This is a genomic window from Streptomyces sp. NPDC044106 (genome assembly GCF_056433985.1).
The window spans coordinates 1-13,801 of the sequence record NZ_JBWKFZ010000003.1; the positions used below are offsets into that span (position 1 = coordinate 1).

Below are 13,801 nucleotides of genomic sequence, written 5' to 3' on the forward strand. Positions count from 1 at the left end.
GTGTTAAGCACGCCGCCAGCGTTCGTCCTGAGCCAGGATCAAACTCTCCGTGAATGTTTTCCCGTAATCGGGACGACACCACGAGAGCGGAACGGTCGGGAGGAATAATCCCGTCCGTTCACAGCGTCCTCGCTGTGTTTTACTTCAAAGGAACCTCGTCCCAGCAGATGCTGGAGACGGGGTTATCAACATATCTGGCGTTGACTTTTGGCACGCTGTTGAGTTCTCAAGGAACGGACGCTTCCTTTGTACTCACCCTCGCGGGCTTTCCTCCGGGCGCTTCCCTTCGGTATTTCGTGTTTCCAACCTTACCAGATCCGTTTTCCGTTCCGTTTCCGGTTCGGCTTTCATTTCCGGTGGCCGTTGGAGGGCCTCTGCCTTTCGGCTGATCCGACTTTATCAGAAGTTTTCGGCCGGACTTACCGGCTTCGGATTCCGATTGATCGGGGGTGGCTTCTCGTATCGATGTAATTCGAGAAGCAGGTAAATGTTAACCGTCGCCGTTGGACTTGTCCAACTCTAGGCAACTGTTCGAATCTACCTCCCCGGTCCTTCCGTGTCAACGGTTTTTCCGGGGCGAGAAGGAGACTAGCAGGTTGCCGGGGGCCTGCGCACATCACGCCGCTGTGGGTACCGACGCGCTGCGTTCTTGCTGGTCAACGTCGCCTGTCTCGCCTGCGCGGGCCGCTCGGCCGCCCACCGCGTAGACGTACACGAGGAAGAGCAGCTCGGCTGCGACTCCTACGGCGATGCGGGCCCATGTGGGGAGGCCCGAGGGGGTGACGAAGCCTTCGATGGCGCCGGAGACGAAAAGGACCAGGGCCAGACCGATGGCCATACCGAGGGCTGCGCGGCCCTCCTCCGCGAGTGCGGTGCGGCGACTTCGGTGACCCGGGTCGATGACGGTCCAGCCGAGGCGCAAACCCGTGCCCGCGGCCACGAAGACGGCGGTCAGTTCCAGGAGACCGTGCGGCAGGACCAGGCCGAGGAAGGTGTCGAGGCGTCCGGCAGACGACATCAGGCCCATGCCCACCCCGAGGTTGAGCATGTTCTGGAAGAGGATCCATAGGACGGGGAAGCAGAGGAAGGCCCCCAGCACCAGGCACATCGCCGCTGCCTGCGCGTTGTTCGTCCAGACCTGCGCGGCGAAGGAGGCCGCGGGATGGCTGGAGTAGTACGTCTCGTACTCACCGCCCGGACGCGTCATCTCGCGGAGATCACCGGGGGCCGCGATCGAGGACTGGACCTCGGGGTGGGTGGCGACCCACCAGCCGATGACCGCTGCCAGGACCGTCGAGAGCAGGGCGGTGGGTATCCACCAGCGACGGGAGCGGTAGACCGCCGCGGGGAAACCGTGGGCCACGAAGCGGGTCACGTCGCGCCAGGAGGCGCGGCGCGTGCCGGTCACGGCGCTTCGCGCGCGTGCCACCAGATGTGTCAGGCGTCCGGTGAGTTGCGGGTCCGGGGCGCTGGACTGGATCAGGGAGAGGTGGGTGGCGGCGCGTTGGTAGAGGGCTACGAGTTCGTCGGCCTCGGCGCCGGTGAGGCGGCGTCGGCGGCGCAGCAGGGCGTCCAGGCGGTCCCACTCGGCTCGGTGGGCGGACACGAAGACGTCGAGGTCCATCGGGTGGCTGCTCCTCGTACTGCGGCGCGTGGCTGTTCAGCTTGGCAGACTGGCCAGTCCTACGGCAGGGCGGGGAAGGGCGGCGGGCGTGAGTGAGCTTGTGACGGGCGAGGCGGTGGCGCTGGAGATGCGCCCCGCGAAACTGCCGAGCCGGGCGTTGGCCGTGTTGATCGACATGGTGGTGGCGTGGACGGTCTATCTCGTGGTGACCCTCGGGATCATCGCCTCGACCTCTTCGTTGGACGACGCCGCCGCCGCGGCCGTCGCGGTCGCCAGTTTCGTACTGGTCCTGGTCGGTGGGCCCATAGCGGTGGAGACGCTCAGCCATGGGCGTTCACTCGGGAAGCTGGCGTGCGGGCTGCGGGTCGTGCGGGACGACGGGGGGCCGATCCGGTTCCGGCACGCGCTGGTGCGGGGTGCCGTCGGGGTCGTCGAGATTCTGCTGACGTTCGGGGTCGTCGCGTGTATCGCGTCGTTGGTGTCGGCCCGGGGGCGGCGGCTCGGCGATGTGTTCGCGGGGACGCTGGTCGTGCGGGAGCGGGTGCCCGCGGCGCGGGCGGCGTTCGTACCGCCGCCTCCGCCCTGGCTGGCCGGGCGGTTCGCCGGGCTGGATCTGTCGGGGGTGCCCGAGGGGCTGTGGCTGGCGATCCGGCAGTACCTCACGCGGATGGGGCAGCTGGATCCGCGGGTCGGCTGGGCCATGGCCGAGCGGCTCGCCGGTGATCTGGTGGAGCGGACCGGGGCTCCCGCGCCGTACGGAGTTCCGCCGGCCGCCTACCTGGCGGCTGTCGTGCATGAGCGGCAGGCTCGGGACGCGCGGCGGGCATTTGGTGGAGCGGTGGAATCCGGGGGTGGGTCGGGTGCTCCCGCTTTTCCGGTTGCCGGTGGCGACGCTGCTGGTCGTGGCACTGCTGGTGCCGGCGTGGGCTCTGGGGGTTCGGCGGCCTGGACTCCTGCTGTTGTGTCTGAGCCCGTGGAGCAGACCGGGCCGGAAGGTGAGTCACCGTCTCCGTCGGCGGGCACGGGGTTCGTGCCGCCTGCTTGAGCGTCCGTCGGGCCGGGCGGGGGCGGCGCGGTCTCAGGTGAAGCTCGACGGTGGGGTTTCGAGGTGTTCGAGCTCGATGCCGGGGGCCGCGAGGACTACGTCGCCGGTGATGTGGACGGCGTGCTGTTCGCCGGTGTCCAGGGCTGTGACCTGGTATTCGTCCACGTTCAGTGGGCCGTTGTCAGTGGCGTGTGCTTCTCTTTTCAGCAGGGCCCAGGACTGGTCGAGAGTGCGGGGGGCGAGGACCGGGTCCGTGAAGGCGACCAGGCGGATTCGGGTCGCGGGGGAAGCGGGGGTCAGGCGCAGGAGCCGGGCCGTCGCGATGAGGAAAGCGGGGGACGTGCCGGTGAAGGCGTGGGCGGGGGCGTTGTCTTCGGTGGCGTGCGTGCCGGTGGGGTCGGTGCGGACCCAGGTGACGCCGTTGAGGGCGCCTGCGCGGACCTGCCAGTCGCCCGCGTGGAGTTCCAGGCGGATGGGGCGGCCGCGGTCGTCGAGTGCGAGGTCGACGGAGCCCGCGGGGGTGGCTGAGGGGGTGGTCCGTTGGGCGACGTAGCGCCAGCCGGAGGGGCCGGGCGCGCAGTGGAAGTGTTCTTCGCCGAGGGGGGTGTGGTCGTGCGGATCGTGGAGCGAATATCGGCCGCGGGGCATGGGCGTGGTCCTGGTCCTGGGGTGCTTGGCGGGCTGTGACGGGTCCGCTGGTGCGCCGCCTCAAAGGGGCAGGCCCCCGCCGCGGGGGCGAGGGCCTGCTGAAGTGACGCTGATCTGCGGACTGTCGGCCGGTGGCGAGTGGCTGCTGGCCTCGGTCTCCGACCGTCAGTAGCGGTAGTGGTCGGGCTTGAAGGGGCCGTCGACCTCGACGCCGATGTACGAGGCCTGCTCGGGGGTGAGCTTGGTCAGCTTCACGCCGAGCGAGTCGAGGTGCAGGCGGGCGACCTTCTCGTCCAGGTGCTTGGGGAGCACGTAGACGTCGGTGGGGTACTCCTCCTGCTTGGTGAACAGCTCGATCTGGGCCAGGGTCTGGTCCGCGAAGGAGTTGGACATCACGAAGGACGGGTGGCCCGTCGCGTTGCCCAGGTTCAGCAGGCGGCCCTCGGACAGCACGATGAGGACCTTGCCGTCCGGGTGGGTCCAGGTGTGCACCTGCGGCTTGACCTCGTCCTTGACGATGCCCTCGATGGCGGCCAGGCCGGCCATGTCGATCTCGTTGTCGAAGTGGCCGATGTTGCCCACGATCGCCTGGTGCTTCATCTTGGCCATGTCGGAGGCCATGATGATGTCCTTGTTGCCCGTGGTGGTGATGAAGATGTCGGCCGTCTCGACGACCTCGTCAAGCGTCGTCACCTGGTAGCCGTCCATCGCCGCCTGGAGCGCGCAGATCGGGTCGATCTCGGTGATGATCACTCGGGCGCCCTGGCCGCGCAGGGACTCCGCGCAGCCCTTGCCCACGTCGCCGTAACCGCAGACGACGGCGGTCTTGCCGCCGATGAGGACGTCCGTGGCGCGGTTGATGCCGTCGATGAGCGAGTGGCGGCAGCCGTACTTGTTGTCGAACTTCGACTTCGTCACGGCGTCGTTCACGTTGATCGCCGGGAAGAGGAGGACGCCGTCGCGCTGCATCTCGTAGAGACGGTGGACGCCGGTGGTGGTCTCCTCGGTCACGCCGCGGATCTCCGAGGCGAGCTGGGTCCACTTCTGCGAGCCCTCGGTGATGGTGCGGTTGAGGAGCTGCAGGATGACGCGGTGCTCGTCGTTCTCGGCGGTGTCCACGGACGGGACCTTGCCGGCCTTCTCGTACTCGACGCCCTTGTGGACGAGGAGGGTGGCGTCGCCGCCGTCGTCCAGGATCATGTTCGGGCCGCCGGTGGGGGTGTTCGGCCAGGTCAGCGCCTGCTCCGTGCACCACCAGTACTCTTCGAGGGTCTCGCCCTTCCAGGCGAAGACCGGGATGCCCTGGGGGTCTTCCGGCGTGCCGTTCGGACCGACGGCGATGGCCGCGGCGGCGTGGTCCTGGGTGGAGAAGATGTTGCAGGAGACCCAGCGGACCTCGGCGCCCAGCGCGACCAGGGTCTCGATGAGCACGGCGGTCTGCACGGTCATGTGCAGGGAGCCCATGATGCGGGCGCCGGCCAGCGGCTGACTGGCGGCGAATTCCCGGCGGATCGCCATCAGGCCGGGCATCTCGTGCTCGGCGAGGGTGATCTCCTTGCGGCCGAACGCGGCGAGGGAGAGGTCGGCGACCTTGAAGTCCTGGCCGTTGATGAGAGTCATGAGTGAGCTGCTCCTCGTGGGATCGATCGAGGGTGGACATGGCTGACCTGCGGCGTCGGGCACAAGGGTGCACAGACGCGCGCAGCGCAGTCCGTCGGAGGCCCTCTCTCCCTCGGACAGTCCGTGCGTGGACCGCCCGACCGCCATCAGCAGCGACGTCTGGCTCATCCCCAAGCTACACCGGTTGGCCCAGTTGGCCCCAGCCCGCCTTCATGGACTGACATGTCGATGGGGCCCCGCACCACACCGGTGCGGGGCCCCATCGACGTACGTACGAGCAAGACTCAGTGGCCGCCGGGCGACTTCGCCGGGTTCGCGCCCGCGGCTGCCGCCGTCTCGCTGTAGATGTCCGGTTCGAGGTAGATCACACGGGCGATCGGGACCGCGGCGCGGATGCGTTCCTCGGCGGCGTTGATCGCGGAGGCGACCTCTGCGGCCGTGTCGTCGTGCTGGACGGCGATCTTGGCGGCGACGAGCAGTTCCTCGGGGCCGAGGTGGAGCGTGCGCATGTGGATGACCTTGGTGACCGTCTCGCCGTCGACCACGGCCTGCTCGATCTTCCTGACCTCCTCGGTGCCCGCGGCCTCGCCGAGCAGCAGCGACTTGGTCTCCGCGGCCAGGACGATCGCGATCAGGATGAGCAGGAGACCGATGCAGAGCGTGCCGATGCCGTCCCAGACGCCGTCCCCGGTGGCCAGGGCGAGGCCGACGCCGCCGAGGGCGAGGACCAGGCCGACCAGTGCGCCGAAGTCCTCCAGGAGGACGACGGGCAGCTCGGGGGCCTTGGCGCGGCGGACGAACTGCGTCCAGCTGAGCTGGCCGCGCGTCTCGTTGGACTCCTTGATGGCGGTACGGAAGGAGAAGCCCTCCGCGATGATCGCGAACACCAGGACCCCGACGGGCCAGTACCAGTGCTCCAGCTCGTGCGGGTGCTTGATCTTCTCGTAGCCCTCGTAGACCGCGAACATGCCGCCGACCGAGAAGAGGACGATCGAGACGAGGAAGGCGTAGATGTAGCGCTCGCGGCCATAGCCGAAGGGGTGTTGCGGGGTCGCCTCGCGCTGGGCCTTCTTGCCGCCGAGGAGCAGGAGCCCCTGGTTGCCGGAGTCGGCGAGCGAGTGGACGCTCTCGGCGAGCATCGAGGACGAGCCGCTGAAGATGAACGCGACGAATTTCGCCACCGCGATCGCGAGGTTCGCGCCGAGTGCCGCGACAATCGCCTTTGTTCCGCCTGACGCGCTCATAAGTGCCCGGGGTCCCTTCGCCTTCGTACGTTGTCGGCCGTCGTCGGCGGGCAGCACTTTGCCCGCCGTTTACGGTGGGTCATTGTTGCAGCACGGGAGGGTGCTGGTGCGTCAGGCCACCACAGTGGCCCGGAAAACCGTGCCGGTACCGGACAGTTCGACCTTTTCGCTCGCCGGGACGAACGCGGACCGGCCGGGCGCCAGGGTCAGTTCGCCCGCCTGGACGGAGCCCGCCGTGCAGAGCAGGATCTGCGGGGTCGTGGCGGTGAGGTCGTGCGGAGCGGCGCCCTCCGGCAGGACGAAGCGGGAGAGGCGGAACTCGTCGATCGGGGTCTCGTAGACCTCTTCGCCCGCGGCGGACGCTTCCGGGCGCAGCACGCCGGGCTCGGTCGCCTCGAAGCGGACGATGCGCAGGAGCTCGGGGACGTCGACGTGTTTCGGGGTCAGGCCGCAGCGCAGGACGTTGTCGGAGTTGGCCATGATCTCGACGCCGAGGCCGTCGAGGTAGGCGTGCGGGACGCCCGCTCCGAGGAACAGGGCCTCGCCGGGCTGCAGTCGCACGTGGTTGAGGAGCATCGCCGCGATGACGCCGGGGTCGCCGGGGTAGTGATGGGCGATGCCCGCGTACGGCTCGTAGACACCGCCGAGGCGCCGGGCGGCGGCCGTGACGTCGGTGACCGTCTCTGCCATCTCTTCGGGGTCGGCGCTCAGTACGGCCGTCAGGACCTCGCGCAGCGCGGCCTCTTCGGGCTGGGCGCGCAGCAGGTCGACGTACGGCTTGAGGGAGTCGACGTCCAGGGCCGCCAGGAGGTCCGCGGTCTCGGCGGGGGCGCGGAAGCCGCAGAGGCCGTCGAACGGTGTGAGGGCACAGATCAGTTCGGGTTTGTGGTTGGCGTCCTTGTAGTTGCGGTGCGGGGCGTCGATCGGGACGCCGCGGCGCTCCTCGTCCGCGTACCCCTCCTGCGCCTGGATGAAGTCGGGGTGGACCTGGAGGGAGAGCGGGGCGCCGGCGGCGAGGATCTTGAGGAGGAAGGGCAGGCGCGGGCCGAATTTGTCGGTTGCCGCCTTGCCGAGTTCGCGCTCCGGGTCCGCGTCGATGACCTCGTTCAGTGCGCCGCGTGCGGTGCGCGAGGGTGCGCCCGGGTGGGCGCCCATCCACATCTCGGCCTGCGGTTCGCCGCTCGGCTCGGCGCCTATGAGCTCCGCGATGGCGGTGGGGGAACCCCAGGCGTAGGGGCGGATGGTGTTGCTGAGGCGGTCCACGGAGGGGTTCTCCCTTACGTACGCGAATGCTGGACTACTGCCGCGAGTGGCGCAGGACCACTGCCGCGGCGGGCGGCGGTGCGGCCTGCGGGGTCATGATCGGTCCCCCGCGGCGAGTGCCAGGTAAACGGCGGCGAAATCCGTGACGGCGATCAGCTCCGCGAGTGCTTCCAGCTCCTCACCGTCCTCCGGCTCCAGCTCGCTGAGCGCGATGTCGTGGCCGTGCGCGAGCTCGCGGGCGGCGGGGGCCGCGGTGAGGCCCCCGGCGTCCACCGGGGAGTCGCGGAGCAGCACCACGCGCGCGCGAAGGGCGGCCGGGTCGTCGACGCGGTCGCGGAAGAAGTCGTCGGTGTCGTCGCCGCCCGCGGGGTTGCCCGCGAGGAGGGCGCCGTGCGCGGGCAGCGCCTCGGGCAGTTCGGCGGCGAGCGCCGCGTGCCCGGCCAGCTCGGCGAGGGTGGCGGCGAAGCGGCGGCCCACGACACCGGCGGACCGGCCCTCGGTCCAGATCAGCGGCAGGCAGTCGGCCAGCTCGGCGGCGAGGGTCTTGGCCGGGTTGCTGTACGTCGCGATGGCCGGACCGCAGCGCTCCGCGACGTGGTCGAGGCGGTCGGCGACCTTCTGCAGGGTGTCGACGGGGGCGGCGAGCAGCCCGGTGCGGTCCAGGAGTACGAGCAGCGGGACGAGGAGGGCCCAGAGGGTGCCGGGGGCGCCTGGGGCGGCTTCGTCCTCGACGCGGCGTGCCTCGTACGTGGCGGAGTCGCGGTCGGATTCGTCGTGGGCGCCTTCGTACGCGCCGTAGGGCGAGCAGGCCATGGGGACGGTGAGGCCGTGGCTGCCGTCCACGCTCTCGGCCAGCGGGGTGCGTGCGGGGGCGACCGCGACGACCGTGGCGCCGCGGCGGTACGCCTGGTCGGCGAGGAGCGAGAGGCCGGGCTCGGTGCCGTCGGGGGTGGCGATGAGCAGCAGGTCGACGGGGCCGACCCAGCCGGGCAGTGCCCAGCGCAGGGCGCCCGCGGCGGGGGCTACGCCGGTCGGGGCGAGGCGGATGACGGGGCATCCGGCGCCCGCGAGGCCGTCCAGGAGGTCGGCGACGCAGGCCGCGGCGGTACCCGGGCCCGCGATGAGGACGGCGCGGGGCCTGCCGTCGGGCTTGAGCTCCGTGAGGCCGGCCTCCGCGGCGTGCCGGACGGCGGTGCGGACGCGGGCGCCCGCCTCCGCCGCGCCGCGCAGCAGTCCGCGGCGGTCGGCTCGGGCCAGCGCCTCCGGGGCGTCAAGCAGCGACTCGTCGAGCATGGGGGTCGGGCCTCCGATTCGCCGTGCACGGTGTACTGCGTGCGGGTCCTGCGTGTCCTGCCTTACGCGGGGCGGCGCGCCTCGTCGACCAGGAGTACGGGGATGCCGTCGCGGACCGGGTAGGCGAGGCCGCACTCCTTGGCGTTCGCCGTGCAGATCAGCTCGGTGTCCGTCTCCTTGAGGGGGGCGTGACAGGCCGGGCAGGCGAGGATCTCCAGGAGGCCGGCTTCGAGCGGCATGGGGTGGGTCCCTTCGAGCTGACGTGATGTCGTGCTGGGCGTGTTCGCGCTTCGCGCGGGCTCCGCGCTTTCGCCGCGCGGATGCGGCCTGGTCAGCCTACCTCCGTGAGAGGTGGGGCGTGGGGGATGCGGAGGGGCCGGTGAACGGGCCCCTCCGCGGTGGGTGCGGGGGCCGGCCGCGGAGGGTCCTCGGGCGCCGGGGCTCAGCCGCGGATGATCGCCAGGGCCTCGTCGCGCGCCTTGGCCATGGTCGCCTCGTCGCGCGCCTCCACGTTCAGGCGCAGCAGGGGCTCGGTGTTCGACGCGCGTACGTTGAACCACCAGTCGGCGGCGGTCACGGTGAGGCCGTCGAGCTCGTCGAGGGTCACGCCGTCCTGGTCCCCGTACGCCGCCTTGATGGCGGCGAGGCGGGCGGTCTGGTCGTCGACCGTGGAGTTGATCTCGCCGGAGCCCGCGTAGCGGTCGTACTGGGCGACGAGCGCGGAGAGCGGTCCTTCCTGGCCGCCGAGGGCCGCGAGGACGTGGAGCGCGGCGAGCATGCCCGTGTCCGCGTTCCAGAAGTCCTTGAAGTAGTAGTGCGCGGAGTGCTCGCCGCCGAAGATCGCGCCGGTCCTCGCCATCTCCGCCTTGATGAAGGAGTGGCCCACGCGCGTGCGTACCGGTGTGCCGCCGTTCTCCTTGACGACCTCGGGGACCGACCAGGAGGTGATGAGGTTGTGGATGACCGTGCCCTTGCCGCCGTGCTTGGCCAGCTCGCGGGAGGCGACCAGGGCGGTGACGGCCGACGGGGAGACCGGGTCGCCGTTCTCGTCGACGACGAAGCAGCGGTCCGCGTCGCCGTCGAAGGCGATGCCGAGGTCGGCGCCCTCCTCGCGCACCCGCCGCTGGAGGTCCACGATGTTGGCCGGGTCCAGGGGGTTGGCCTCGTGGTTGGGGAAGGTGCCGTCCAGCTCGAAGTACATCGGCACGAGTTCCAGGGGCAGGCCCTCGAAGACGGTGGGGACGGTGTGGCCGCCCATGCCGTTGCCCGCGTCCACCACGACCTTGAGCGGGCGGATGGCGGTGAGGTCGACGAGGCCGCGCAGGTGGGCGGCGTACTCGGTGAGGGTCTCGTGCTTGGTGAGGGTGCCCGTGGTCGCGGCGGGCCCGGGGGCGCCGGTGCGCTGCCAGCCCTCGACGAGGGCGCGGATCTCCGCGAGGCCGGTGTCCTGGCCCACGGGGGAGGCTCCGGCGCGGCACATCTTGATGCCGTTGTACTGGGCGGGGTTGTGCGACGCCGTGAACATGGCGCCCGGCAGGTTCAGCGCCCCGGAGGCGTAGTACAGCTGGTCCGTCGAGCAGAGCCCGATCTCCGTGACGTCCACGCCGCGTGCGGCCGCGCCGCGTCCGAAGGCCCGCGAGAGGCCGGGCGACGAGGGGCGCATGTCGTGCCCGACGACGATCGCGTCCGCCGACGTGACCTGCGCGAAGGCCGCCCCGAAGAGCTCGGCGAGCGACTCGTCCCACTGGTCCGGGACCACCCCGCGGACGTCGTACGCCTTCACGATCTGGGACAGATCAGCAGTCACGGCCAACCCTCTCTGCAAGTTCTGCGAGTTCAGCGAGTACGACAGAGCCCTCCGTCGAGCCCTCCGTCGTCACAAAACTACCCGTTGCGACCGACACCCGGCCGCGCGTCGCGACAGCCTGTACCCCGGCGTCGGGCCCGCACACTCAGAGCCTGTCTTTGAACCCCCGTCGTCCGCGCGAAGCGCGGGCGCGTGCCGGGCGTCGGGGCGCAGACGGGGGTTCGAAGACAGGCTCTTACGGCAGCATCCAGCCCAGCACCGCCGTGCTCTGCCCCACCACGATCAGGCACATCACCAGCAGCAGTCCGAGGCTCCAGGGCAGCACCTTGCGCAGCAGGTCGCCCTCCTTGCCCGCGAGTCCGACGGCGGCGCACGCGATCGTCAGGTTCTGCGGGGAGATCATCTTGCCGAGGACTCCGCCCGAGCTGTTGGCGGCCGCGAGGAGTTCCGGGGAGAGCCCGGACTGCTGGGCCGCCGTCACCTGGAGTGCGCCGAAGAGGGCGTTGGAGGAGGTGTCGGAGCCGGTGACCGCGACGCCGAACCAGCCGAGTACCGGTGACAGGAAGGCGAGGCCCGCGCCCGCGGCGGCCACGTAGTGCCCGATCGTGGCGGCCTGCCCGGAGAGGTTCATGACGTAGGCGAGCGCCAGTACGGACGTCACGGTGAGGATCGCGTGGCGCATCTCGTGGACGGTCGCGGCCCATTCCCGTACCGCCACGCGCGCGTGCACCCCGATGACCGCCGCGGTGCCCGCACCCGCGAGCAGCACGAGCGTGCCGCCGGTCGACACGAGCGGCAGCGTGAAGACGTTGCCGCCGACCGGGTGCCCCGAGGGGTCGCCGACGTTCAGGAAGGGCCAGTCGAAGGTGCGCGTCGCCTTGGCGAGGAGGTGCTTGACGGCGGGGAGCTGGGCGAGGGAGAAGACGGCGACGATCAGGGCGTACGGGGCGTAGGCGCGCAGCACTTCGGGGCGCGGGTCGGCGCGGTCGAGGTCCTCGCTGCGTACGCCGGTGAGGGCCGCGGCGCGGACGGGCTCGGCGGCGGGCCTGCGGGCGTGCGGCGCCGCGAGGAGGGCGCCCGCGCCCGCGAGGGCCGCGCCGATGTCGGCGAGCTGCGCGGAGACGTGGTTGGAGGCCGCGAACTGGGCGGCGGCGAAGGCGAGGCCGCAGGCCAGGGCGGGCACCCAGGTCTCGCGGAGCCCGCGCCGCCCGTCCACGAGCACCACCAGGAGCAGCGGCACGACCAGGGCGAGCAGCGGTGTCTGGCGGCCGACGACCGTGGCGACGGTGTCCAGCGGAAGGCCCGTCACCTGAGCCAGCGTCACCACGGGGGTGGCCAGGGCGCCGAAGGCGACCGGCGCGGTGTTGGCGACGAGGGAGACGACCGCGGCACGCACCGGGTCGAAGCCGAGGGCCACGAGCATGACCGCGCTGATCGCGACGGGCGCCCCGAAACCGGCGAGCGCCTCCAGGAGCGCCCCGAAGCAGAAGGCCACGACGAGCGCCTGGATGCGGGGGTCGTCGGAGAACCGCCCGAAGGAGCGGCGCAGGATGTCGAAGTGCCGGGTGCGGACCGTCATGCGGTGGATCCACAGGGCGTTGACGACGATCCACAGGATGGGGAAGAGGCCGAAGAGGGCTCCCTGCGCGGCGCTCGACGCTGTCTGGCCGAGCGGCATGCCGTAGGCGAGCCACGCGACGAGGACGGCGACGGCGAGGCCGGTGAGCCCGGCCAGGTGCGCCGTCATGCGGACGGCGCCGAGCAGGAAGAGGACGGTCAGGAGGGGCAGGGTCGCGACGAGCGCGGACAGGCCGAGCGAGTCGGCCACGGGCTCCAGTTGCTGGGTGAACACGGGGCGCCTCCCGGCTGTGGGGTGGCGAAATCGTCAGGGCCCCGGCGCGGGCGCGTCAACGAGGCGGAAGGCGAAGATCCGGTGAGGGAGCGGAGAAGTGGGCTCTCCGTAGGACCGCGTTCCGGAGAAGTAGGACCACGTTCCGGAGAAGTGGGCTCTCCGTAGGACCACGTTCCGGAGAACCGGGCGCTCCGTAGGACCACGTTTCCCTGAGGCCGCGTCCCCTAGAGCCGCTGCCTCAGGAGTCCGGCGACCGCAGTACGCGGAGGTGGCCGCGGCGTGCGACCTCCATCGGGTCCGCCGAGCGCGCGCCGCCACCGCCGGCCTCGGCCGTGCGCTCCTGCGGGCGGGCCGCCTCGCGCACGGCGTTGGCGAGGGCTTCGAGGTCGTCGCCGGAGGGGCGGGCCGGGCCTGAGGCGTCGGCGAGCCGTACGACGTCCCAGCCGCGGGGCGCGGTGAGGCGCTCGGAGTGCTGGGCGCACAGGTCGTAGCAGTGGGGTTCGGCGTAGGTGGCGAGGGGGCCGAGGACCGCGGTCGAGTCGGCGTAGACGTACGTCAGCGTCGCGACGGCGGGACGGCCGCAAGCGGTGCGCGAACAGCGACGTACAGGGCTCACAGCGTTGGACGGTACCGCACTCTTGAGCGGGCCGCGACGACTCTCCACGAGGTCACCCCACCGTGTCGTGCCGCACCCCGTGCCCCGCCATGCCGGACGGACACCGCGCTGACCTGCGTGGACACCGGTGACTGTAGGGGTGGACCGTGGTGAATCCGGTCACCACATGGTGCGGGTCACGTCATTCGGCGCGAGATCGGCGGTCCGGGAGAGATACGGAATTGAGTCCAAGATTGCTGGAAGGGTGCCGGAACGGTCACCGAGCGACATGGCGCGCACCACGCGGAAAGGCCGATCTCGGGGACTACGCTTCGTCAGTGATGGACGACCCCGTACAGCCACGTTCCGCAGACCCGAGGCCCCGTCGCCGCGACCGCCACGGCAGGGGCATGCGCGGGCCCGTGGCGCCGCCCCAGGTTCCGCTCTCGGCGAGCCGCGGCGAGGCCTTCACCGACCTCGTGCAGGACTCCGTGGAGCGCCTGGAGCGACGCTGGCCGCAGCTCGGCGAGATGGAGTTCATGGTGCTCGAAGTGCCTCCCCTGGGGCGGCCCGACGGGGAGTGGCACGACGAGGTGGTGCCGTTGGGCGGCACGATCGCGGCGTCCGCGTCCGAGGAGCGGCCCGCCCGCGTGATCATCTACCGCCGACCGGTGGAGATCCGCACCAAGGGGCGCGAGGAGCGCGCGGCGCTCGTGCACGAGGTGGTCGTCGAGCAGGTCGCCGAACTGCTCGGTCTCTCCCCCGAGTCGGTGGACCCGCGCTACGGGGACGAGGACTGAGAACCACTTC

Annotated in this window: 12 protein-coding genes; 2 read left to right on the forward strand and 10 right to left on the reverse strand. The window is 71.0% G+C overall.

The window, feature by feature from the left end; translation table 11 throughout:
* Positions 1-616: 616 nt before the first annotated feature.
* On the reverse strand, positions 617-1,624 hold the full coding sequence (locus AC07DI_RS05200) for a stage II sporulation protein M (protein ID WP_478902306.1): 1,008 nt from the start codon (positions 1,622-1,624) through the stop codon (positions 617-619).
* Between the two features lie 88 nt (positions 1,625-1,712).
* On the opposite strand from AC07DI_RS05200, the gene AC07DI_RS05205 reads away from it, so the two are divergent.
* The gene (locus AC07DI_RS05205; RefSeq protein ID WP_478902308.1) at positions 1,713-2,669 is read left to right on the forward strand and encodes an RDD family protein; all 957 of its coding nucleotides are present in this window, start codon (positions 1,713-1,715) and stop codon (positions 2,667-2,669) included.
* Between the two features lie 33 nt (positions 2,670-2,702).
* Here the strand turns inward: AC07DI_RS05205 and AC07DI_RS05210 are convergent, their stop codons facing one another.
* The 9 genes from AC07DI_RS05210 to AC07DI_RS05250 form a co-directional block, all read right to left on the reverse strand.
* A complete protein-coding gene (locus AC07DI_RS05210; RefSeq protein WP_384261673.1) occupies positions 2,703-3,317 on the reverse strand; it encodes a hypothetical protein in 615 nt (204 codons plus the stop codon).
* Positions 3,318-3,482: 165 nt separating this feature from the next.
* Positions 3,483-4,937 carry an adenosylhomocysteinase gene (ahcY, locus tag AC07DI_RS05215; RefSeq protein ID WP_478902310.1) on the reverse strand — a complete coding sequence of 485 codons (1,455 nt, stop codon included), beginning with the start codon at positions 4,935-4,937 and terminating at the stop codon, positions 3,483-3,485.
* Positions 4,938-5,221: 284 nt separating this feature from the next.
* Positions 5,222-6,181: a cation diffusion facilitator family transporter gene (locus AC07DI_RS05220; RefSeq protein ID WP_478902311.1), complete on the reverse strand. Its 960-nt coding sequence runs from the start codon at positions 6,179-6,181 to the stop codon at positions 5,222-5,224.
* Between the two features lie 111 nt (positions 6,182-6,292).
* Complete coding sequence (gene manA, locus AC07DI_RS05225) at positions 6,293-7,444, reverse strand: mannose-6-phosphate isomerase, class I (protein ID WP_478902313.1); 1,152 nt, start codon at positions 7,442-7,444, stop codon at positions 6,293-6,295.
* A gap of 93 nt (positions 7,445-7,537) precedes the next feature.
* Positions 7,538-8,737, reverse strand: coding sequence for an SIS domain-containing protein (locus AC07DI_RS05230; protein ID WP_478902315.1), 1,200 nt, complete (start codon positions 8,735-8,737; stop codon positions 7,538-7,540).
* Positions 8,738-8,799: 62 nt separating this feature from the next.
* The gene (locus AC07DI_RS05235; RefSeq protein WP_384261685.1) at positions 8,800-8,976 is read right to left on the reverse strand and encodes a Trm112 family protein; all 177 of its coding nucleotides are present in this window, start codon (positions 8,974-8,976) and stop codon (positions 8,800-8,802) included.
* 203 nt (positions 8,977-9,179) lie between these two features.
* Positions 9,180-10,544 carry a phosphomannomutase/phosphoglucomutase gene (locus AC07DI_RS05240; RefSeq protein WP_478902317.1) on the reverse strand — a complete coding sequence of 455 codons (1,365 nt, stop codon included), beginning with the start codon at positions 10,542-10,544 and terminating at the stop codon, positions 9,180-9,182.
* 235 nt (positions 10,545-10,779) lie between these two features.
* Positions 10,780-12,396, reverse strand: coding sequence for an L-lactate permease (locus tag AC07DI_RS05245; protein WP_478902319.1), 1,617 nt, complete (start codon positions 12,394-12,396; stop codon positions 10,780-10,782).
* Positions 12,397-12,634: 238 nt separating this feature from the next.
* On the reverse strand, positions 12,635-13,060 hold the full coding sequence (locus AC07DI_RS05250) for a DUF3499 domain-containing protein (RefSeq protein WP_384261692.1): 426 nt from the start codon (positions 13,058-13,060) through the stop codon (positions 12,635-12,637).
* Positions 13,061-13,332: 272 nt separating this feature from the next.
* Here AC07DI_RS05250 and AC07DI_RS05255 point away from each other — a divergent pair, with 272 nt between their 5' ends.
* Positions 13,333-13,791, forward strand: a complete 459-nt coding sequence (locus tag AC07DI_RS05255; protein ID WP_478902321.1) for a metallopeptidase family protein — start codon at positions 13,333-13,335, stop codon at positions 13,789-13,791.
* Positions 13,792-13,801: the final 10 nt, after the last annotated feature.

Excerpts from the sequence above, each read along its gene's own strand:
- AC07DI_RS05255 (WP_478902321.1), top strand. The coding sequence starts at position 13,333 with ATGGACGACCCCGTACAGCCACGTTCCGCAGACCCGAGGCCCCGTCGC.
- AC07DI_RS05200 (WP_478902306.1), bottom strand. The coding sequence starts at position 1,624 with ATGGACCTCGACGTCTTCGTGTCCGCCCACCGAGCCGAGTGGGACCGC.
- AC07DI_RS05220 (WP_478902311.1), bottom strand. The coding sequence starts at position 6,181 with ATGAGCGCGTCAGGCGGAACAAAGGCGATTGTCGCGGCACTCGGCGCG.
- AC07DI_RS05235 (WP_384261685.1), bottom strand. The coding sequence starts at position 8,976 with ATGCCGCTCGAAGCCGGCCTCCTGGAGATCCTCGCCTGCCCGGCCTGT.
- AC07DI_RS05210 (WP_384261673.1), bottom strand. The coding sequence starts at position 3,317 with ATGCCCCGCGGCCGATATTCGCTCCACGATCCGCACGACCACACCCCC.
- ahcY (WP_478902310.1), bottom strand. The coding sequence starts at position 4,937 with ATGACTCTCATCAACGGCCAGGACTTCAAGGTCGCCGACCTCTCCCTC.
- AC07DI_RS05230 (WP_478902315.1), bottom strand. The coding sequence starts at position 8,737 with ATGCTCGACGAGTCGCTGCTTGACGCCCCGGAGGCGCTGGCCCGAGCC.